This is a genomic window from Saprospira sp. CCB-QB6 (assembly GCF_028464065.1).
Taxonomy (GTDB): Bacteria; Bacteroidota; Bacteroidia; order Chitinophagales; family Saprospiraceae; genus Saprospira.
In genome coordinates, this window is record NZ_CP116808.1 from 135,879 (window position 1) to 155,442 (window position 19,564).

Here is a 19,564-nt window from a genome sequence, read left to right on the forward strand (position 1 = left end):
CATCAAAATAAAAGAACTTGATAAAAAAAACAATAGAAAACTTCTTTATCCTAAAAAAGAAGCACTTAGCTTGGCTTGGCTTTATAGTTTGTGTACTTTTTGAGCCCAATATTTTTTTGCCAAAATATAATCTCCTTATGAGCCAAATTGAAAAGCTACAAGCTGTATTAAAAGATTATGAAAGCAAGCTCAATAGCTTGCAAACATTGTTTATGAGCGATGGAAAAATTGATGCTCAAGAACAAGAAGTAATTTCGGAAATTGAAGCCTTAATGGGCCGCATTAACCAACGCTTGGATAAAGCTATTGCCGCTTCTTCTTCGGCAACAACAACAGAAGAAGATAACACTCCAACAGATCCCCCTACAGAATTGGGCCGCGAACCACAATTTGAAGTGGATCCCAACAAACGTTGGAGTTTTGATGACTTTATGAAAGAACGCTCGCAAGTTGTAGTAGATAAAGCGAGCTTGACGGCTGCCGAAAAAGATTATTTTGAAGATTATGCCGCCTTAGCCCAAAAATATATTGATGAAAAAATGGCCAAATATGGCAAGGGCCAAAAAAGTCCAATTAGCGGACAAGCCCTAGCCGATGCCGCCCTCAAAACCTACTTGAAATATGGCGACATCAAAAAAGTGGTGCCCGTAGAAATGATGCTCTCGCAATTGCAATTTGAAACCTTTTTTGGAAGCCGCGGCAACCGAGAAGGCAGCGAAAAATCGCCTTTCAATGTGGGCGTTTACGATTCGGGAGATGCCAACTTTTTGGACCAATTACCCGATATGAATGCTGGTATCGAAATGTACTTTGATTTGATGGCCGAAGATTATCTATCTACCAAAGATGCCGACGAATTAGAGAAAAATTTCACCAACGAAAATGACCAACGCTATGCCTCTGATAAAAGCTATGAAACAAAGGTCCAACAACAATCAGATCATATTGAAAGCTTTGCCAAAAAACAAGGACTCGATATGCCTGACGAAGAAGGCTTAGATGAGGAAGATGGAAATAATGCACAGACGCCCAGCGAAAATGAAGAAACACCCGCAGCCAACAACACAATTTCTGCCTCGGTCGGTAAAGGCGGGAAAAATAAATCTGCAGATGCCGTTTTAGTGCAAAAAACACTAAATGCTAAAAATAATGCTGGCCTAGCCGTTGATGGCGATGTAGGCCCCCTAACCATCAAAGCAATTGAAAACTACCAACAAAAAACTTTCGGTTGGAAAGATGGCCTGATTGAAGTAGGTGGAAAAACAGCCGGCGCACTCTTCGGGACAAGCAGTGCAAACGATAATAATAGCAATACTGCCGATAATAATGCAACAGAAGATCAACCCACTGATGATGGCCAAACCTCTGGCAAAGAAGGAAATTATGTAAAACCTAGTTGGATTGCCAAAGCAGAAGGCTATACCGGAAAAGCAGAAACAGCCACAATGGTTAAAGATGACCCCTTTGTCAAAATGCTTTTCGAAGAATTAGGCACTTATAACGAATGGGCAAAAAATCAAACGGTAAAAACAGCCAACTGGTGCGCAGCCTTTGTCTCTCACTGCCTCAAAAAATCAGGACAAGCTTCTTTGACCTATTATGATGGTGGCCGAGCAAAAAGTTACCTCAAATATGGGACAAAAATTGACAAGCCAGCCTATGGCGCCATCGTTGTTTTTAGCCGCTCTGGCGGTGGACATGTCGGTTTTGTTGTTGGCCAAACCGAGAGCGCAATTTTAACGCTGGGCGGAAACCAAGGCAATAAAGTTTGTGTAAAAGCTTACTCCAAAAGTAAAGTACAGGGTTATGTCGTTCCTTCTAGCTGGACCGTTCCCGAAGAAAACTATTTGGATTAAACCTTTCTTTTAGCAAAAGGCGGAAAAATCAACCTGATTTTTCTGCCTTTTTTTTTCTCTTGACTTTTTTAGGGGCCTCCGCTGCGGCTTCGCCTTGCGGCGCTACGTTTCGGGGCTCGCTGTTCGCTCGGCCCTGCGCGGGCTGCGCCCGCTGGGTCTGGCCTTCGGCCACCCCTGCACATCGCTAGGCCGCACAACATTTGTGGTTGCTTTGGGCTTTTCGCTTCGGCCCTTAAATCCCCCTTTCAATTAGCAGCTTTCAAATAGCAATTGGGATAAAAAACAACAAATTTTTTCTGCTGAGAAAAAACTGCAGTGTTCTGTAGGTTAAAACCTACAGCAAGAGTACAAAAAGGCATTGCATTTTAAATAGAGGCTTGAAAGCCTCCATAAAAAAACAAGGACAAAAATTTCTCTTTGGGAAAAAGCTGGCCTAAATGTGATGAATAATTTCCATTCTATTTTTATGGGCCGATGGTTTTAACCTTCGGCTCATTTTTTTTGATGTAGAATGGCCCTCCTTTTTTGCTGTGGGTTTTAACCCACTGGTCCAAAAAACAACCCAACAACTTGCGTTTACAAAATATTAGACTTAACTTTAAAAACAACAAAAAAATACAGCCCCATGATGAGTCTCCAACAAAAATTTCAGAATTATAAACTGAGCAAAAAAATGCTCAAAGATTTTTATGGCATTTCTTATCCTACCTTGCGCAAACGCCTAAGAGATGTGGGTTTGGATGAATTTATTGGCCGCAGAAAATTTTTGTTTGGGGAGTTTCTCCTCATTTTTCGGGCATTGGGCCAACCCGAACAAATTTTTACTGAGTTGCAAGAACTAGCGCAAATTTATGAGCAACTCCTTAGCTTGGGCTTATTGCAGGGGCAATCGCAAAAAGATTTGCCGCAAAAAGGGCAAAAAAAGGAGGGCCTCCTTTCTTCTTCGCCAAAATTATGGCTTTTGCAAGCCCCTTTGACTTTGCTCAACCACTTTATTGCTCTTTATTATCAAGTTTTGCTGAAAGGCTTGGACTTATTATATGGCCCAATAGAAAAATATGCGGCTAAACAAGCAGCCTAGTAAAACAACAGCAAAACTGCCGAAGAAAAAAGCCCAAAGAAAAAAAATGGATGAGCAGCTGAGGGATAGAAAGTGGTGCGGCGCAGCCGCAGACCCAAGTTTTTGAGCGCAGCGAAAAAACTGCAGGGCCGAGCAGACCTGCGAGCCACGATATAGCCCGACCCAAGCGAAGCGTAGGGGCAGCCCCAAAAAAAACTAATAATAAAACTAGCTATTTAATTTTGGATAGGCCCAAACGATTAGCCATTGACCGAGGGTATAAGTACTCATGATGCCAAAACCCGCCAAGAAAAAATCGGGATAAACAAAAGCATTGAGGCCAATCATCAGATCGGAGATCAGGAAGAGGAAAGCTCCCAAGCCTAAAGCGCCTAAAATTTTTGCGGCCTGTTTTTTATATACTGTTAGCGCCAAAATGCTCATACTTCCTAGGGCTAAGGCATAAAGAGCTACGGCAAAAGGCAAAATTGGATCTTCTAATAATTTGGGTAAGGCTAAAAAGTAAAAACCAAAAGCCAAAGACAAAATTAGGGGCGCAAAAATAGGGCGGCGGCCCAAAAAGGAGGACCAAGAGCGCCGCTGAAAAAATAAGTAGCTATAAAGCAACTGCATCAATAAAAAACTGCCCAAACCCAAAATAAAATAAGCATCGCCCAACATTAGTGCTACATCTCCGCCCCAAGCAAAAAATAAAGCCAGAACAAAAAGAAGATCATTTTTGCGGGCCTGTTGAGGCAAGCTCCAATAAAAGCGAAGGGCCAAAATGGGCATGAGCAAAGGCTTGCAACTATAATCCAGTTGCTGATCTAAAGGTGTTTCGGACAAGCGGCCCAACAAACAGCCCAAGCTTGCCAAAACATATAAAATATCTAAAAGCCAAATGGGTTTTTTCATCGTTTTAGGTCTTCGGGATAATCAATGCCATGACTTTCGTATTGCGTTTCGGCCATATAAATTGGATAACCGGCTTCTAGCCAACGCAATTGTTCCAATGACTCGGCCTGCTCTAAGGCAGAAGGCGTTAAGGCCAATAAATTTGGCAATAATTGAGCATCATAACCATAAAGACCAATATGTTTGTAGTAAGTATGTGCGGCCAAGGGATTTCCCTCTCCTCTAAAAAAAGGAATGGGAAAACGACTAAAATAAAGTGCTTGCTGTTTGGCATTCACCACTACTTTTACCACTTGAGAAGCTTCGAGCATTGTTTTTTGCTCAATTTTTTTCATCAAGCTACTAATACCGCCTGGGCGCAAGGCTCCTTTGAGTTCTTCCAATTGTTCGGGCTGAATAAATGGTTCATCCCCCTGAATATTCACCACAAAATCAAAATCTTCTCCCTGAGCTTGCAATTTAGACAAGACCTCTCCTACTCTATCGCTACCCGAAGGATGATCCGCTCGCGTCATCATGGCTAAACCGCCTCGGGCTTCAACAGCTTGCAAAATGCGTTCATCATCTGTAGCCACTACCAATTTTGTCCAATTTACTTTTTGGGCCTGCTGATAAACCCGCCAAACCATAGGTTCGCCATTGATATCGGCCAAAGGTTTTCCGGGAAAACGAGAAGAGGCATAGCGCGCTGGAATTACCGCTAAAATTTTCATCTGATGCATCAATTAAAATGTTCTTGCAAACGGTTAATAATTTTTTGCCATTGGGGGGCTGTACCGTCTATGCTTCGGCGCAACCAAAAAGCCAAAATTTCGGCCTCATAATCATTGAGTCGATAATCAAAAGCATGGGGATATTCCTTGCTAATTTTTTGGCGCTCCGCAAAGGTCTGCTTTGCAAAATGCTCATAGGCTTTACTGGAAGTAATTTTCTCATAAGAAATTCCCTTTTGCATTAGCGCTTGATAGTTGCTTTTGAGGCTAGTCATTTCTGCCTCATTTTTCCAAGGCAATAGTTGTCCATAGGCCCAAGTTTGCAAGAGCAAACGGTCATAAGGTTCTGGCATGCTTGGATGTTTGGCCCAATCTGCTGTTTTTAGATTTTGATCTAGTGCCTGATACAATTGCTCAAGTAATTCTGGATTATGATGGCCAAAGCTCGTTTTATTTTCAAAGTCGATTAGTTCATCGCTTTGGCAGCCGCCCACAAAAAAGTTAGCGGGTTTTATTTTTTGCCAATCATTTTGCCCAATCAAAGAGCTAAGATGAATAATTGCTGTGCGATAACCTCCTTTAATGCCATAATCTACATCTTCTTTTGGCCGCCCCATAAATATAGTTTTGGGCAAAGTATTAAAAAGATGGCTGGCCAAATCACTGAATCCCTGCGGATCGGCCAATTTTTTAGTGCGATGCATTTGCGGCAATTGTTCTGCCTGTTCACTCAAATGTTGGCCAAGGCTTGGTCCCTTAGGCATTTCGGCTTGGGGCAAAGTTTCTTTTTTTACTGGCGTCTCCGTTTTTGGAGCCGATTCGCAAGCCAGCAAAAAAAAGGGAAGACTTCCCCAAAGAAGTAGTTGTTTTTTCATGCTTTTTTCTTTGGGGAAAGATAAGAAAGTTCTGCGATTCCCCTAATCTTGCATCCCTGGAGAATAATCTACTTTTTCAACCTTCAGGTCTTCATTCCAATCTACAATGCGAACTTTAAAATCTTCGCCATAATCTACCTTTTGCCATTTTCCACAATCATCGGCCCCCCATTCTACAAATTGGACCTTAATATCTGCATCATAATCGACATACTTAATTTTAAGGTCTTCGCCATGCTCTACAAATTTCACTTTGCCCTTTAAGGGGAGTCCATTAAAAGCACAACGCGCCTTGGGGTGGCAATAAGGCATAATCGTCGAAAACAACATCAAAAAACTACTGGCCATTTTTAGTTCTCTGGATGCTTCAGGCAATTCATCCTGAATATCCCAACTATCCCAGTTGTTGTCTCCACCAATATATCGGGTCTTAAATTCTACTCGGCCCGTACTTTCTCCAAAATCTGGAATCAATTCCCATTCTTCCCAAGATTTTTCACTGCTGCTGTATTTGGTCCGAAGCAAATAAACTTCATCGGGAGCCGCTGCGCTATAAATTTCCCATTCTTGCCAAGCCTTATCTCCATGCTGAAATAAACTGCGCATTACAATTCGCTCTTCACCCTGCCATTCCCACTCTTGCCATTTTTTGCTGCCAATTCCGATTGGATTAGCCTGAGCATCTACATATTCGCCCTCTATGCGCCAATCTTCCCAAGCATTTTTGCCTGAATAAGGCATGTAAATTTTCACTTTTTCATCGCCTTCATTGCGCAACCACCAAGAGCGCCAATTATCTTTACCCATGTACTCGGTTTCTAAATATTTCAACGCACTTTCTCCCTGCGCCCACAAAGTTTGGCTTACCAAAGCGAGAAGAATAAAAAGACTAATTCCTGTTTTCATATTTTTTATTTTGATTCTGCCCAGCGCAAAAATTGCGCAAAAAAAAACAGCTCTATACAGAGCTGTTTTTTTTCAATTCAACACGAGCAATCAATTAACGCAATGATTTCTCTTTATCGTTGTATTTCTTCCAATTCGCATCATCATTTTTGCGTGTATACACTTCTTTAAGTGCACGGATAAGCCCCAAATCATCTGGATTTACTTTTTCGGCTTCAAGCAAACGAGCCAAACCTTCATCCAAATAGCTCATGTACTCTTTCTGAAGAGCTTCGCCTTTTTCCTTTTCCTTAAGGCTCAAACTCTGCATTTGAAGCACAAAGTAGTTAGAGTGGTTGACATAAATTGCGCCCAAACTATACAAAGAATTAAAATGATCTGACTTAAGCGCTTTGGTTTTTTCATACCAATTTACAGCCTTTTCAAAATAAGTTTTTGCCTCCGCATAAGCCGTTTCATCTTTTTCTGCCTTTTCTAAAGCTTTACGGAAAAGCTCATCATACATATTCCCCAAAACAAAATGCAATTCTACATTTTCTTTATCGGCTTCTACCGCTTGCTTGAGCTCCGATTCCAACTCCGCTAAACGACCTTCAGCCAAAGCAATATTGATCTCGGCAATCAATAAATCAAAGTTCATCGCATATTTATCACGGCCCTTTTTCAAAATGGTTTTGGCCGCCGCAGTATTGCCCTCAGCAAAATAACCCAAAGCCAATTTAGAATAAGCCACTTGCTCATTCGCTTCTGATAAGCTTCCTTTTTCTAAAGCAGGCAGAAGTAAAGCTTCCGCATCTTTGCTTTTCTTATTATTGATTGCAGCCAATCCACCCAAAAAACGAGCATTGCTCACCATATCAACAGTGCTTCCAGCTGCCTCAAAAGTCAATTTGATGCTCCCTTTAGGATCAAAAGCCGCTGTTCTTTCTGGAATAGCCGCCACTCTACGGAAATTCTCATAAGCAGCCGTCCAATCCTGACCATTAAATGCCGCCGTAGCCGTATTATAAAGGACTACACCCGCATTTTTAAAGCCCGTTTTAAAATCACCTTTTCCCTTAATTTTACTTTTAGGCTTGCCTTTAGCTTCTACTTCGGCCTCGGCCATACTCAAAGCTTTCGCAAAGGCATCATAACATTCAATCGCCGCATTGGGATATTTTGGCGCCAACTCTGCATCCGCCGCAATTCGATGGTAAATCTGCCCCTTATACTTCCAGCTTTTTACCTCATCCTTTGTTTTTTCATGCAAAACAACCTGATCAATATTCGTCTTAGCCCGTTCCAAAAGGCCTTTTTTGTTTGGCGTTCCGCTATACTCCATAAGGTCCATAAAGGCCGAAGTTCGCAAGTTATTTTGCGCCTGTACAGCCATTCCCATTCCCACAAAAGCCGCTACGGCCAAATATTGCTTCATTTTCATAATAACAGTTCATTGTTTTGATGCACATTTTCTGTGCTGTTGTTGGTTAAGTTTCTCCTTTTTTGGGGCCTCCGCTGCGGCTGCGCCTTGCGGCGCTACGTCCGGCAGCTCGCTATTCGCTCGGCCCTTCGGCGCTTACAGCGCCTCGGTCTGCGGCTGCGCCGCACTGCCTACCATCGCTAGGCCGTCGGGCCTTCGGCCCTCTTGCCAATTTTGCTGAGGCGGGGCAAATTTACGCTAAAATATTTTGTAAAAAAGGTAAAAGCGCCTTTTCCAATTCTTCGGGCCATGCTTCTAACCTACTTTCTTTGGATGCTTGCGCCCCAACTTTTGGTGGATGTTTGGCCAATTGCAACATTTTTTGCCGCTCCGAGCGACTAAACTGACTAAAACTACGCCGCAATAATGGCAATAACTCCTGAAACTGAGCCGCAGGCAAACTACCCAACCACTCATCCAAAATCTGCCAAAGCGACTGATTGTGAATCAACAATAATCCACTCCCATACAAAAAACCCTCTACCCAAGCGGCCGCTGCCGCCCGCTCCTGACCCAAAGAAAGGGCCAAACTCATCTTGGCTGCCACCTGCTCTAAAGGCAAAACCTTTTGGTCAAAAAGTAAACGCAAAGCCAAACCCTGCAAATTCGCTCTCAAACTTTTTTGCTCACTCAACTGCAATAAAGCAGACTGCCAAAGGGCCAATTGCTCCTCCTCATTGAGCAAAACCACCGCCTGATGCAATTTAATGATTGCCTTAAAAAAGGCTGCCGAGGCTTCTTCATCTAAAGCCGCTGCCGCCCTAGGCAAAGCGACCACCACCCTCGCCAATAACTGCTCCACCAATTGCCCCAAAGTAGAAAGGTCCGTTTGACGAACATCTCCATAACGCAAAACCTGCACTAAGGGCGGCAAAGCATCCATCAACATCAATACATCTTTGGTCAAAGCCGCCCGATGCTGAAATTCAGCCAAAAGTTGCTGCATCAACTCAGGCAAATGCGCCTTAAGCACCAATTCCAACAAACTACTCAAATCCTCTAAGCGCTGCATTTCCTTAGCCTTAGCCAAACTCATTTGCTCCGCAGCCAATAGCAAGGTATTTCCGTAGGTGTTGGCCTCTATAATATGTAGGGCAAAATCTGCCTGCCATTTCAATTGCCAATATTCATTGCGGCTACTCTTTTCACGTCCCGTTTGGGCCTCTTCTTGCCCCCAAGGAATACCAATTAGACAAAGTCGATGCAAAAAACGACTCTGCTCCCGATCAAATTCATTCCGCAAGTCTAAGCCCCCTCTGGGCCTAGATTTTGTCGCTTTTAACCAAAGCGCCTCCGATGATTGACGGTATTTTTTAAGCTTCAAACTTTTAATTTGCCCCTCTATATCTTCCTGCAATGGCAAACTCGGAATATCCGCAGAGACTTCCCCAAAGGCTTCCCCCACAATCAATCGCTTGCGCAAAAGGGCCAAAGCTTCAGCTTCTCCTTGCGTAAATAAGGTTTGGGCCGCCTCAAATAATTCTTGAATGCCCGGCAACATTTGCCCGCGCAAATGGGCCGTGGTTTGGGCCAAACGAATCGCATCAATGACCTGGGCCGGACTAGCCGACAAGCCCTCCGCTCTAAATAATTGCGCCGCTCGACTCATCCAACGCAATACAGCTTCTTCTCTATTCTCAAATAATAGACTATACCAAGCTGGCGAAACAATACCGGCCCCATAACCCGCCTCTCTAGACAAGCGCTCATAGGACCAAGGTATCCAACTTGCAGCCGTTTTTACCTTGGGCAAGCCCCGAAGCAAAGCATTATCTGCCTTTTCTGAAAAAGCTGATAAATCAAGTGCCGGCGTATGCCAAGCCCCACAAACCACAACCACCTTTTTAAACTGTCGGCGCTTAGCCTGACGCAAAGTTTTGCGCATATAAGCCTCCCGCAAAGCTTCTATGATTCCGTTTGCCGTGGGTTGATGCGGCATATCCTTACGCAATTCCTGCATCAAACTCAAAATTTGGGCAAAAAGAGCCGCTGGTTCCCCATCATATTGTTCAAAATGAACCTCCCACCAGCGCTCACTATCTTCATAACCCGCCAATTTGGCCATATAGCCCAAAGGATCTTTTCTGATTTCATCCTGATCGATGGACTGATTTTCTAGGGCTGGCGCTTCCAACTGCTCCGCCGCCTGCTCCAAAGCCGAAGCATCTGTTGTCTGTAGACCAAAGCGAATAGATTGCGGCAAATCAAAATGCCAAAGCGGAATATTTTGCGCTTGGGCATAACGCATAGCCTGCCATTCTGGAGAAAAAGCCGCAAAGGGATAATAAACAGCTTGTTGTAAATTCTTTGGATTATAAATGAGTTGGGCCAATGGAGGTTGCATATCCTCTCGGTCCAAATAAGGCAACAAAGCATCAGCATCTTCTACCCCCTCCAGCAAAATAAGCTCTGGCTGATAGCTTTCTAAAAAGGCGGCTAAGGCCCTAGCCGAACCTGGTCCATGATGTCGAATGCCTAGCAATTGTAAATCCATAAATTCTTTTTTTGAGCAGATATTGAGCCGCTGAAAGATAAGGAACTTTGGATAGAACTCATTTCAAAATGACTTTCTTGTCGTTTTTGAGCCCTAATTTTAAAGGCTGGCCAAGATTTATTTTTCTTTTTTGGGGCCTGCCGCCTGCGGCGGCCGGGCCCTTTCAGGGCTCGCAGGTCTGCTCGGCCCTGCGCCAGCAAGCTGGCTGGGTCTGCCGCTGCGCGGCACCCTTGCAGGCCCCTAGGCCAAGTCGCTTCGCTCCTTTGCGGCGGCTTCGCCGCCTGCTAGCTGTGGCTGCAGGTTGAAACCAGCAGCCAATTTAGGTACAGCACAGCCCACTCCGGACCAACAATTGGCCTGCAGCTTAAAAGCCACAGGACCTGAAAACCAAATATATCCTTCCCACAAACAAAGCAGGGGCTTTAAAGCCGCTGCGGCAAGAAAGGCCAAGGCCCAACAAAAATGGCTGCGGCCTTTAGGCTGCAGATAGCGGCAAAGCCGCCATGGCCGAAGGCCAAACGGCCTAGCGATGGTAGGCAGTGCGGCAAAGCCGCAGACCAAGCAAAAACTTGTTTTTTGCGCAGGGCCGAGCGAGCAGCGAGCTGCCGAACGTAGCGCCTGCCGCAGGCAGGAGGCCCCTGCTATAAATCAAGATTACTTTAAGTCTTTAGTAGATGAAGAAAATCATTTTTTCCTTTCCAAATATTGGTTAACTCGTTCTATAATCTTTGGATCTAAGGGAGGAGCCAATGGAGACTCTAGCCTCTTAATCAATAATTTTAATGGAGACCATCCCTCCAGATTACTTTGAGCCTTTAATAGATGAAGAAAATCATTTTTTCCTTTCCAAGAATCTAAATACCTTTTATTTACATGAATGTAATTATATTTATACAAAGGGGCATCCCTATCAGATATCAAATATCCAATATAAATATGATTATCAGGATGTTTAACATTTTCAATGGTAATTGGAGTCTTGCTGATGTAACAGATTTTCTTTTCAGCTTCCCGATCTACCATGCGAAGTATATTCATTGCAATAGGACTATGATCCGCTTTCATGAAGCAACTTTCATGAAAGATCCCTCCTGAAAAAAAATAAATAGGATCATTTTCATTATAACACACATCAGGATACGCAATTATACTTTCTTGCTCACAAAGCCTTTTATTACATATTTTACAAGTCGTTTTGCCGCTTATTATTAATGCCATCCTAAGTAATTTAACCTAAATTCTAACTCTGATTGATGAGATGGACTGTTATCCATACTCCATTTCATGCTCACTTTTAGTAAGCGGAGCCTGCTTCCAGGCTATTCCTTGTAGTAATGCTTACTCCAGATTTCTTGCAGCTCATCAAAAGTTTCTACCCCATCAGAAAATCGCGCTTTTAAATCCGAAAAAGTAAACTTTAACACAGAACAACGATGACTAAACCCCAACAAGAGAACGAAGGTAACCTCTGTCCTTTTAGTAGAAATAACAGGCTTAAAATCAACACCGTTAATTTCACAGTCATCCCATTCCTCAATTTCACCTAAACTAATATTTTTAAAATCAGAAAACTGAATGGTTAATTTGGGTTCATCATAGATGAGCTCTACCTCTGCCTCGATCCATTTATTATCAAAATCAATCTTTAAGCTCAGTAAAGTAGAGTCGTGAAATTCCACTTCTTTTAAATCTTCAACAGTAATATTTACCATAGTTATTTTTTTAAGGTTTATGATCCCCTGCCTAAGCCTTTTTGCTAGATTTAAATTCCTTAAGGCTAGTTATTTTTTGGGCTTACCTGCCTGCTAGCTGTGGCTGCAGGTTGAAACCAGCAGCCATACAACAACCCCATTCTACATCTATAGTGCGGAGAGGATTAAAATCCTCTACCGCTTTGAACAAGGGTTATTTTTTCTTCGGTAGTTTGTTTTTTCTCCCCCATAAATTTCATAGGAACATGGCCGAAGGCCAAACGGCCTAGCGATGCGAAAGGGGGCGGCGAAGCCGCAGACCAAGGAGCGAAGCGACGCAGGGCCGAGCAGACCTGCGAGCCCTGAAGCGTAGCGCCGCAAGGCGAAGCCGCAGCGGAGGCCCCAAAAAATAATCCTCCTCAATAAAAAATTGGGGAAAGTGGAACTTATTTAGGTAAATAAGCAATATCAATCGCTTTTTTTGTAACTTAATGCTGCCAACATTTAACCTACTTATAGATACCCGTGCAGGCCGAAACAGGCCATTGCCCAGCTACAGCTATTAAAACCTTAAAAATGACAAAAGTAGAACTGATCGCTGCCTTGGAAGAGGCGCAGTCGAAAGCTGATTTCTACCAATTGGATAGTTTAATTGAAGAGGCCAAAACAGAATATGGCGAAGAGGCCTTCTGTTTTTATTATCAGGCCGAATACTATCGTTTGCTCAAGGACCAAGAGCAGGCGATTGATTTTTACCAAAAAGCAATTGCGATCTCGCCCCAAGCCAATTACCGTTTGGCCCTAGCGCTGAGTTTGCTGCAAAAAGGAGAAGCTGAAGAAGCCCTGGCCCTTTTGCAAGCTTTGCAAAAAGAAATTCCAGAAGAAAAAGACTTGCAATATGCCCTAGCGCTTTATTATAGCAGCCAGGGAGAAGAGGAGAAAAGCCTCTTGCAACTCAATAAATTATTGGCTCAAGCCCCTGATGATGTCTTGGCCCTCCGCCTAAAAGTGGATAGCCTAGAGCAACTAGAGCAATATGAAGAGGCCCTACAAAGCCTACAGTTTTTGAAGGGGGAAGAAGCAGGCGCTATCTTATTGGCCCAACAAGAAATTTCTCTACTCAAAAAGCTAGAACGCAGCGAGGACGCCATTAAAGCCTACCGACAACTGATTGCTAGCGATCCCAAAAACATTGAATATCGCCTCGCTTTGGGCGACTATTATATGCAACTGGCCAATTATGAAGAAGCCCAATATTGCTTTGCCGATGTTTTGGATATCGAAAAGAAACAGGGTGGCCAAACCGCTTATACCCTCAAGAAAAAAGGCCGTGCCCTTCTCTATCGCAACAAACTAAAAGAAGCTCAAGCCGATTTTAAAGCCGCCATGAAAGCCGAAGGCGATGATAGCGAAAGCTATCTGCTCTTGGCCCAAACTGCAGAACGACTTGGGCAGTTGCCTATGGCCAAAATGTACTTGGAACTCGGTTTGGATATGGCCGCCTACAACCGCTGGCCCCTCTATCAGAAATTAGGACATATTGCCCTGGCTCTAGAAGCTTGGACAGAAGCCGAAAAAGCTTTTGAGGGCATGACCCGAGAAGCCGCCGGCAAAGCAGAAGGCTTTTATCAACTTGGCCTGCTCTATATCCGCCAAGGCGATTTGGCCAATGCCTATGAAATGCTCCTAGAAGCCGATGAGGAATTTCACGAAAAGGCCATGGATATGCTCAAGCTGCATTGTGCCGACTTCCTCGCTAAAAAGGCCAAGGAAGAAGAAGGCGAAATGCTGGACGAATTTGCTGCCGCTATGGCCGAAAATGCCAATTCGCCCTTTATCCAACAGGTTGATGCCAAGCTTTGGACAGTTCACCGCAAAGCCACAATTGCTCAAAATCCCTTGCTCAAAGACTTGCCCAAAGAGATGCAAAGCCTCTTGCTCAAAGCCTTTGAGGGCATGCTTTTACAACTTACGCCCAAGGGACTTTTCCTCCTTAATTTGGGCCAAAAACCCACCCGCGCCATTTATCGCATCCTCAAAGAAGCGAGCTCTGGCGTAGCGATCGAGCTGCAACCGCTAGACAGTGGCAAAATGAGCCAAAATATGCAGTTCCGCCTCCGCAAAGCCTTCTTTGTGCTCTGTGGCATTGGCGAAGATGACGCAAAACTCGATATTTATTTCCAAGAACAAACCGCCGAGGCACTCCCTCCAGCCATCAAAACAGCTTACCAAAAAGCAAAACAGGCCGAAGAACTCGCTTTCTTGAACTAGTGCTTTGCTTAAGCATAAACAGAAGGGCATTAGCGAATTGGCTAATGCCCTTTTTCTGTTCAGGAGCAGATCTATTTTCTTTTGGGGCTGCCCCTCCCTACGGTCGGGTCGGGCCGTTCCGCAGCTCTGCTCGGCCCTGCGTCGCTTTGCTCCTTGGTCTGCCGCCTGCGGCGGCCCTGCTCCAGCCCCTCAGCCAAAACAAAGGCCCAAAACAATAGTTTTGGGCCTTTGTGCTATTCCGCTAAAGCTTAGTGCTTCGCTCTATCTTTCCAAGCAGAACGCTTTGCGCCCTGATTGTTGCTAGCCGTTGTAGCACTAGCTTTATTCCCTTTTTGATCGAGCAAATGCGCTACCAACATAGCAGCCAAAAGCTCCTCTTCGGGCTCTTCTTTTTGAAGCAATTCGGGACGGAAATAGTTTTTGACAAAATGTGTATCAAATTTCCCGCTCACAAAAGCCTCATGCTCTAAAGCAAAGCGACCAAAGGGCAAAGTAGTAGCTGGACCATCAATTTCATATTCCTCAATAGCCCGCAACATCCGAGTGATGGCCTCTTCTCTATCCTTACCATAAGTAATCAACTTGGCAATCATCGGATCATAGTAAATTGGAATTTCCATTCCTTCCTCATAACCATCATCCAAACGAACGCCCACTCCTTTGGGAGCACGGTAGCGCTCCAAACGACCAATAGAAGGCAAGAAGTTGTTGGCGGGATCTTCTGCATAAACCCGAAGCTCTAGCGCATGTCCCTGAATCCTCAAATCCTCTTGCTTAATTTGCAAGACTTCTCCCCTAGCAATTAGAATCTGTTGGCGGACCAAATCTACTCCAGAGATAAGCTCTGTTACAGGATGTTCTACCTGCAAACGAGTATTCATCTCTAGGAAATAGTAATTATTATTTTCGTCAAAGATAAATTCTACCGTTCCAGCGCCTATATAATCACAAGCACGGGCCACATCACAGGCTGATTTGCCCATAGCTTCCCGCAGTTCCTCGGTCAAAATAACAGAGGGCGCCTCTTCGATGACCTTTTGGTGGCGGCGTTGGATCGAGCATTCTCTTTCAAAAAGGTGGATCACGTTGCCATGCCCATCGGCAAGGACCTGAATTTCAATATGGCGGGGAGAGCTAATGTACTTCTCAATAAAAACAGAACCATCGCCAAAGGCATTTTGGGCCTCAGAAACGGCTCTTTTCATTTGCTCTTCTAGCTCTTCCGCCTTTTCGACAATACGCATTCCTTTTCCCCCTCCACCAGCAGAGGCCTTAATGAGAATGGGAAAGCCAATCTCAGCGGCTACGGTTTTGGCTTCTTCAATATCGGTTAAAGCATAATCCGTACCTGGCACCAAGGGGATATCATAAGCTTTGGTGGCTTCTTTAGCTGCCAATTTGCTCCCCATCATTTCAATTGCCTTAGGTTTTGGCCCAATAAAGGTGAGGCCTGCAGCAGCTACAGCAGCTGAAAAGCCTGCATTTTCACTCAAGAAACCATAACCGGGGTGAATACCATCTACCCCTAACTTTTTGGCTTCCTCAATAATTTTATCGGCTAAGAGGTAAGATTGATTAGAAGGGGCTGGGCCCAAACAAATCGCCTCATCGGCATAACGTACATGTGGAGCGAGGCGATCAGCCTCCGAATAAACGGCCACAGTTGCAATTCCCATTTCTTTACAGCTGCGCATAATGCGCAGGGCAATCTCGCCACGGTTGGCCACCAATATTTTTTTCATTGCGTATCTGTCGTTTAAATTATTTTAATTTTTCGCAAGCCTCCGCAATGCGGCGACAAGCTTCTTTGAGATCATCTTCGCCCAGGGCGTAGCTCAGGCGCAGGCAGTTGGCATTGCCAAAGGCAGAACCGCCTACCAAAGCCACATGAGCCGTCTCCAAAAGATAAAGGACCAAATCTTCATCTGTTTGGATCTGATGTTTTCCATAGCTTTTGCCAAAAAGGGCCGAAACATCGGGAAAGAGGTAAAAAGCTCCCTGGGGTTTATTTACCTTAAAACCAGGAATTTGGCGCAGTAACTCAATCAATAAATTGCGGCGACGTTCAAAAGCGGCCCGCATTGCCAAAGTTGCCTCTTGTTCGGCTTCTAGGGCATAAGCAGCGGCCATTTGGCCAAAAGAGTTGGCTCCAGAAGTAAACTGTCCTTGAATTTTGATGCAGGCATCGGCAATCCATTTTGGAGCAGCCATATAGCCTAAACGCCAGCCCGTCATGGCAAAACCTTTAGAAAAGCCGTTGACAATAACGACCTGTTCTTTGATTTCGTCAAATTGGGCCATACTTGCGTGGGCCTCTCCGCTGAAGTTAATGTACTCATAAATTTCGTCTGAAACAATGATTAGATTGGGAAATTCTTTGAGTACCTCCACCCAACTGGCCAATTCTTCTTTTGTCAGCAAACTGCCTGTTGGATTACAGGGAGAAGAATAGATCAGTAGACGTGTTTTATCGGAGATAGCGGCTTTAAGTTGCTCGGCAGACACTTTAAAGTCTTGTTCGATACCTGCGGAAACGAATTTCACGCTGGCCCCACTTAAATTTAAAATCTCCTTATAAGAAACCCAATAAGGGCTCAAAATAATGGCCTCATCTCCTTCTTCTAGCAAGGCCATAGAAAGATTGGCAATAGCTTGCTTGGCGCCATTGGATACCACAATTTGATCTGGCGAATAATCTAGGTTATTATCGCGCTTAAATTTATGGCAAACGGCTTGGCGCAATTGGGGCAAACCAGCTACGGGGGTATATTTGGTACAGCCTGTTTGTAATGCCCGAATTGCCGCATCCTTAATATGTTGAGGCGTATCAAAATCGGGTTCTCCCAAGCTGAGGCTAATCACGGGATGTCCCTGAGCGGCTACATCTCTAGCCAATTGGGCCATTCGCAAAGTAGCCGATTCTTCCATTTGTGCTAAGCGTTGAGCGACGCGTTTTATCATCTTGTTTCTTGTTTTTTACGTTGTTTAAGAAGAAGTTCTCCTTTGTCTTGTTAGCTGTTTTGCTTTATGTTGTTGGTTTGGGCAATAGGAGGCGGCTTGGCCGCCTTTGGCCTGAAAGGCCAAAATGGCCTAGCGATGTGCAGGGGTGGCCAAAGGCCAGACCGAAGCGCGCAGCGCTGAAGGGCCGAGCGAGCAGCGAGCCCCGAAACGTAGCGCCCGCAGCTTGCTGCGGGAGGCCCCAAAAGCAGGACATCCTACTTAGTTTTTGCTTCATTCCAGAGCGCATCCATTTCGCTCAGACTCATTTCGTCTAGTGGTTTATCGGCCTGCTCTTCAATGTATTGAAAGCGTTTGATAAACTTGCGATTGCAACGTTCTAGGGCCAGTTCGGGATCCACTTTGAGGAAGCGGGCATAATTGATCATAGAAAAAAGCAGGTCGCCAAATTCCTCTTCAATTTTATCTTGTTCGTTATTTTCGACCTCTGCTTCTAGTTCGGCCAATTCTTCTTTGACCTTAGCAAAAACGGCTTGGCGTTCCTCCCATTCGAAGCCCACTTGCTTGGCTTTTTCTTGGATACGGTAGGCTTTGACCAGGGCGGGCAATGATTTTGGCACCCCTTGCAAGACTGATTTTTTGCCTTCTTGCAGTTTAATTTTCTCCCAATTGGCTTTGACGGTGGCCTCATCTTCGGCCTTGGTATCGCCATAAATATGGGGGTGTCTACGGATGAGTTTTTCGCAGAGATTATTCAGGACATCGGCCACATCAAAGGCGCCTTGTTCGCTAGCGATTTTGGAATAAAAGACCATATGCAGCATAATATCGCCGATTTCGCCTTTGAGTTCGTCCAGGTCATTTTCCAGAATGGCGTCGGCCAATTCATAAGTTTCTTCAATAGTCAGGTGGCGGAGGCTTTCGAGAGTTTGTTTGCGGTCCCAGGGGCATTGTTCTCGGAGCTCGTCCATAATTTTGAGTACGCGCTCGAAGGCGGCTAATTTTTCGGATACAGTATGCAAGGCAAATATTTTTGGTCCAAAAAGAGAGTTTACTTTGAGTAACAAATGTACAAAACAAAGTTTGTAGAAGCTAAATTTTTGCTTTGATAAGCTGGGGCGGGAAAATTATCCTTGATTTTGCTTGCTTTTCTTTTGGTTTGGGGAAGTATTTTTTGGGGCTTCCCCTTCCGCTGAGTTAAAACCGAGTGCAAAGCGATATCGCTTTGCGAGCGATACAAAATGAGGGTTCCCCCTCATGAATCATCGGGCGGGTCGGGCTGTGTCGTGGCTCGCAGGTCTGCTCGGCCCTGCAGTTTTTTCGCTATGCTCAAAAACTTGGGTCTGCGGCTAGGCCGCACCACTTTCCATCCCTAAGCCGGCGCTTTTGGCGATTGGGCTGGCTTAAAACAGAAAGGGCCAGCAACTAGTTGTTGCTGGCCCTTTTTTGTGGGTTTCAATGCTGCTTCGCCTGCAATGGGTTTAACCTCTTCCCCAATGTAATGCTTCCTATAGAAACAACCTAATTTCCATCCCTACAACTAAGGCTTATACAACTTAACAATTCCATATTGACGATCAATCTCTTTTTTTGCCTTACTCAAAACTCGTTCTTCACGATGAAGGACCTCAAACTCTTCAAACTTAGAAGCCTCTATTAAAGCTAAAACACCCTCTTTATCATAAAGCCTAAAATGCTCCCCAACAAAAGGAAGATCCAACATAACTTCCTTCCATACAAAAGAAATTACACAGCAGCCCCCAGGCAACAATAAATCATAAAGCTGATCTAAAAAATCAACTGGATTCGGCCAAAAATATATACTATTCACCGTAAATATTTTATGAAACCGACTTCCCTCATAAGGCAATTTCACCCCATCGTATAAAGCAAAATTTGCAATTCCCTTCTCTACATAAAACTGGTTAATCCGCTCCGCCTCCGCTTTCATTAAAGCCGAAATCTCCAAGCCCCAAAACTGCAACTCTTCAGCCTGAGCCAAAAGCTCAGCCAAATGACTGCAATTCGCATGTCCTAGCTCTAAAACAAGCTCTCCCGAATTTAAATTCATAGCCTCTATACTCGCTAAAGTCATCCCTATATTACTCTGATGTAACTGCTCCCCCACCTTTAGCCCCATATCCCCAGAAGGACAATACAACTGCTCTTCTAATGCTTTCCAATCCTCTTTCTGATCTGATGATTTCATAACTCCTTTTTTATTGCTCCCAGATTTGAGTCCCCAAGATATAGTTTTTTATTTAGAATAAATCCAAACAACAACTTAAAGTCTAGTTCGCTCTTAACAGTAATTTGATTTAACAAGCCCTAAGCCGAACAAAAAAAGCGTATTTTTGCGCCCA

At 44.4% G+C, this 19,564-nt stretch carries 15 protein-coding genes; 3 read left to right on the forward strand and 12 right to left on the reverse strand.

Annotation, left to right across the window (positions count from 1 at the left end; all coding sequences use genetic code 11):
- The first annotated feature begins 137 nt into the window (after positions 1–137).
- Positions 138–1,856, forward strand: a complete 1,719-nt coding sequence (locus tag PPO43_RS00570; protein WP_272619841.1) for an NlpC/P60 family protein — start codon at positions 138–140, stop codon at positions 1,854–1,856.
- A gap of 625 nt (positions 1,857–2,481) precedes the next feature.
- Positions 2,482–2,937, forward strand: a complete 456-nt coding sequence (locus PPO43_RS00575) for a hypothetical protein (RefSeq protein WP_272619842.1) — start codon at positions 2,482–2,484, stop codon at positions 2,935–2,937.
- Between the two features lie 207 nt (positions 2,938–3,144).
- On the opposite strand, the gene PPO43_RS00580 is transcribed toward PPO43_RS00575, so the two are convergent.
- The 8 genes from PPO43_RS00580 to PPO43_RS00615 all read right to left on the reverse strand — a co-directional run bounded on the left by PPO43_RS00580 (position 3,145) and on the right by PPO43_RS00615 (position 11,960).
- On the reverse strand, positions 3,145–3,831 hold the full coding sequence (locus PPO43_RS00580; RefSeq protein ID WP_272619843.1) for a lysoplasmalogenase: 687 nt from the start codon (positions 3,829–3,831) through the stop codon (positions 3,145–3,147).
- Positions 3,828–4,544: a 3-deoxy-manno-octulosonate cytidylyltransferase gene (gene kdsB, locus PPO43_RS00585; RefSeq protein WP_272619844.1), complete on the reverse strand. Its 717-nt coding sequence runs from the start codon at positions 4,542–4,544 to the stop codon at positions 3,828–3,830. The genes PPO43_RS00580 and kdsB overlap by 4 nt, the downstream gene beginning before the upstream one ends.
- Before the next feature lie 8 nt (positions 4,545–4,552).
- Positions 4,553–5,419: a hypothetical protein gene (locus PPO43_RS00590; RefSeq protein WP_272619845.1), complete on the reverse strand. Its 867-nt coding sequence runs from the start codon at positions 5,417–5,419 to the stop codon at positions 4,553–4,555.
- A gap of 42 nt (positions 5,420–5,461) precedes the next feature.
- Positions 5,462–6,325: a hypothetical protein gene (locus PPO43_RS00595; RefSeq protein ID WP_272619846.1), complete on the reverse strand. Its 864-nt coding sequence runs from the start codon at positions 6,323–6,325 to the stop codon at positions 5,462–5,464.
- Between the two features lie 94 nt (positions 6,326–6,419).
- Complete coding sequence (locus PPO43_RS00600) at positions 6,420–7,748, reverse strand: tetratricopeptide repeat protein (RefSeq protein WP_272619847.1); 1,329 nt, start codon at positions 7,746–7,748, stop codon at positions 6,420–6,422.
- 232 nt (positions 7,749–7,980) lie between these two features.
- Complete coding sequence (locus PPO43_RS00605; protein ID WP_272619848.1) at positions 7,981–10,281, reverse strand: DUF5682 family protein; 2,301 nt, start codon at positions 10,279–10,281, stop codon at positions 7,981–7,983.
- Positions 10,282–10,965: 684 nt separating this feature from the next.
- Positions 10,966–11,499, reverse strand: coding sequence for a hypothetical protein (locus PPO43_RS00610; protein ID WP_272619849.1), 534 nt, complete (start codon positions 11,497–11,499; stop codon positions 10,966–10,968).
- Between the two features lie 101 nt (positions 11,500–11,600).
- Positions 11,601–11,960 carry a hypothetical protein gene (locus PPO43_RS00615; RefSeq protein WP_272619850.1) on the reverse strand — a complete coding sequence of 120 codons (360 nt, stop codon included), beginning with the start codon at positions 11,958–11,960 and terminating at the stop codon, positions 11,601–11,603.
- A 588-nt stretch (positions 11,961–12,548) separates the two neighbouring features.
- On the opposite strand from PPO43_RS00615, the gene PPO43_RS00620 reads away from it, so the two are divergent.
- A complete protein-coding gene (locus PPO43_RS00620; protein ID WP_272619851.1) occupies positions 12,549–14,243 on the forward strand; it encodes a tetratricopeptide repeat protein in 1,695 nt (564 codons plus the stop codon).
- Positions 14,244–14,491: 248 nt separating this feature from the next.
- Here the strand turns inward: PPO43_RS00620 and accC are convergent, their stop codons facing one another.
- From accC to PPO43_RS00640, 4 genes are all read right to left on the reverse strand, one after another.
- Positions 14,492–15,985 (reverse strand): acetyl-CoA carboxylase biotin carboxylase subunit, encoded by a 1,494-nt coding sequence (gene accC / locus PPO43_RS00625; protein ID WP_272619852.1) that lies wholly within the window; start codon positions 15,983–15,985, stop codon positions 14,492–14,494.
- A gap of 19 nt (positions 15,986–16,004) precedes the next feature.
- The gene (locus tag PPO43_RS00630) at positions 16,005–17,204 is read right to left on the reverse strand and encodes a pyridoxal phosphate-dependent aminotransferase (RefSeq protein ID WP_272619853.1); all 1,200 of its coding nucleotides are present in this window, start codon (positions 17,202–17,204) and stop codon (positions 16,005–16,007) included.
- Positions 17,205–17,458: 254 nt separating this feature from the next.
- Positions 17,459–18,223, reverse strand: coding sequence for a nucleoside triphosphate pyrophosphohydrolase (mazG, locus tag PPO43_RS00635; protein WP_272619854.1), 765 nt, complete (start codon positions 18,221–18,223; stop codon positions 17,459–17,461).
- Positions 18,224–18,741: 518 nt separating this feature from the next.
- Positions 18,742–19,410, reverse strand: coding sequence for a class I SAM-dependent methyltransferase (locus PPO43_RS00640; RefSeq protein WP_272619855.1), 669 nt, complete (start codon positions 19,408–19,410; stop codon positions 18,742–18,744).
- Positions 19,411–19,564 lie beyond the last annotated feature (154 nt).

Coding starts and splice junctions, on each gene's coding strand:
- PPO43_RS00570 (WP_272619841.1), top strand. CDS start 138: ATGAGCCAAATTGAAAAGCTACAAGCTGTATTAAAAGATTATGAAAGC.
- PPO43_RS00575 (WP_272619842.1), top strand. CDS start 2,482: ATGATGAGTCTCCAACAAAAATTTCAGAATTATAAACTGAGCAAAAAA.
- PPO43_RS00580 (WP_272619843.1), bottom strand. CDS start 3,831: ATGAAAAAACCCATTTGGCTTTTAGATATTTTATATGTTTTGGCAAGC.
- kdsB (WP_272619844.1), bottom strand. CDS start 4,544: ATGAAAATTTTAGCGGTAATTCCAGCGCGCTATGCCTCTTCTCGTTTT.
- PPO43_RS00590 (WP_272619845.1), bottom strand. CDS start 5,419: ATGAAAAAACAACTACTTCTTTGGGGAAGTCTTCCCTTTTTTTTGCTG.
- PPO43_RS00595 (WP_272619846.1), bottom strand. CDS start 6,325: ATGAAAACAGGAATTAGTCTTTTTATTCTTCTCGCTTTGGTAAGCCAA.
- PPO43_RS00600 (WP_272619847.1), bottom strand. CDS start 7,748: ATGAAAATGAAGCAATATTTGGCCGTAGCGGCTTTTGTGGGAATGGGA.
- PPO43_RS00605 (WP_272619848.1), bottom strand. CDS start 10,281: ATGGATTTACAATTGCTAGGCATTCGACATCATGGACCAGGTTCGGCT.
- PPO43_RS00610 (WP_272619849.1), bottom strand. CDS start 11,499: ATGGCATTAATAATAAGCGGCAAAACGACTTGTAAAATATGTAATAAA.
- PPO43_RS00620 (WP_272619851.1), top strand. CDS start 12,549: ATGACAAAAGTAGAACTGATCGCTGCCTTGGAAGAGGCGCAGTCGAAA.
- accC (WP_272619852.1), bottom strand. CDS start 15,985: ATGAAAAAAATATTGGTGGCCAACCGTGGCGAGATTGCCCTGCGCATT.
- PPO43_RS00630 (WP_272619853.1), bottom strand. CDS start 17,204: ATGATAAAACGCGTCGCTCAACGCTTAGCACAAATGGAAGAATCGGCT.
- PPO43_RS00640 (WP_272619855.1), bottom strand. CDS start 19,410: ATGAAATCATCAGATCAGAAAGAGGATTGGAAAGCATTAGAAGAGCAG.